This window comes from Mesorhizobium sp. P5_C1, assembly GCF_054049815.1.
The window spans coordinates 1-1,389 of sequence record NZ_JBFULQ010000941.1 but is presented as its reverse complement, the minus strand read 5'-3'; the positions used below and the strand labels follow the sequence as shown (position 1 = coordinate 1,389).

Here is a 1,389-nt window from a genome sequence, read left to right as displayed (position 1 = left end):
GGGTATAGTCGACCTGCTGGCCGGYCGGGCTGACCAGCACGTCTTCGTAGACAGTGTCGTAGACATCAGGCGTGCGGACCGGTTCATAGCATTCGACGGCGCGACCGCCGGCCGCGGTTTGCGAAATCGTGCCGAGCACGGTCAGCCCGGCAATGGCGAAGCATGCGGTTTTCCTGAACATGACACTCCCCCTGTTGAACGGTACGAAGACGGTTCAACGTTGGATTGTAGGGGAAGCGGCGTCGGGTAAAAGGGGGATTTGCGGTATTTCGTTAAGCAATTCGGTTAAGAAATTGCTACGGGTGGTGATGACATCGCCAAACGATGACGACACGGGTCGATGATCCCCGTGAATAACCTTGATTCGACTTACCCAGATGGCTAGGACGGGTCGGCCTTGCACAAGGATGAGCCGGCATCCTATTTACGGAATGACGATCCAGAACCGATTCTGCCCGATCTGCCAGCCTTCCCGGCGCCGGAATCCCACCGCGAGATAAGAGATAACTGATGAAGAACCCCGTCGAAACCTACATGAACCTCGTTCCGATGGTGGTCGAACAGACCAATCGCGGCGAGCGGGCCTACGACATTTTCTCGCGCCTCCTCAAGGAGCGCATCATTTTCATCACCGGTCCGGTCGAGGACGGCATGGCGACGCTGGTCTGCGCGCAGCTTTTGTTCCTGGAAGCCGAGAATCCGAAGAAGGAAATCAACCTCTACATCAACTCGCCGGGCGGCGTCGTCACCTCGGGCATGGCGATCTACGATACCATGCAGTTCATCAAGCCGGCAGTGTCGACGCTCTGCATCGGCCAGGCGGCCTCGATGGGGTCGCTGCTTTTGACCGCCGGCCACAAGGACATGCGCTTTGCCACGCCGAACGCCCGCATCATGGTTCACCAGCCTTCCGGCGGCTTCCAGGGCCAGGCGTCCGACATCGAGCGCCATGCCCAGGACATCATCAAGCTGAAGCGTCGCCTCAACGAGGTCTACGTCAAGCACACCGGCAAGAGCTACGAAGAGATCGAAAAGACGCTCGACCGCGACCATTTCATGACCGCCGACGAAGCCAGGGATTTCGGCCTCATCGACAAGGTCATTTCGTCGCGCGAGCCGGTAGAAGGCGTTGTGGCATAAGGGCTAGTTGGCAGTTGGATGGCGGCATCACGCGCTTTTGGCGTGTCTTGCGGCATTTCAGCCACAATTGCCTGTTCCCTCGGGGGCTAGGATTGCCTACGTTAAGGCTATGTTGAGTTTCGGCAGCTTAGCTTTATGCGGGGCTGTCGCGAATCATTGCCACGTTTTCTGATTTGTGTTTCGTACGGAATGCGTTGCAGGAGCCGGACACTGGCGGCGGCGGATTCCCGCGATAGATGAGAGTATGCG

General features: G+C 58.1%; 1 protein-coding gene and 1 pseudogene. One reads left to right on the top strand and one right to left on the bottom strand.

What is annotated here, in order from left to right; all coding sequences use genetic code 11:
- Window positions 1–181, bottom strand: a pseudogene (locus tag ACXJ7R_RS32805) (hypothetical protein); the annotation flags it as partial.
- A 329-nt stretch (window positions 182–510) separates the two neighbouring features.
- Here ACXJ7R_RS32805 and clpP point away from each other — a divergent pair.
- Complete coding sequence (gene clpP / locus ACXJ7R_RS32800; protein ID WP_457155424.1) at window positions 511–1,140, top strand: ATP-dependent Clp endopeptidase proteolytic subunit ClpP; 630 nt, start codon at window positions 511–513, stop codon at window positions 1,138–1,140.
- Window positions 1,141–1,389: the final 249 nt, after the last annotated feature.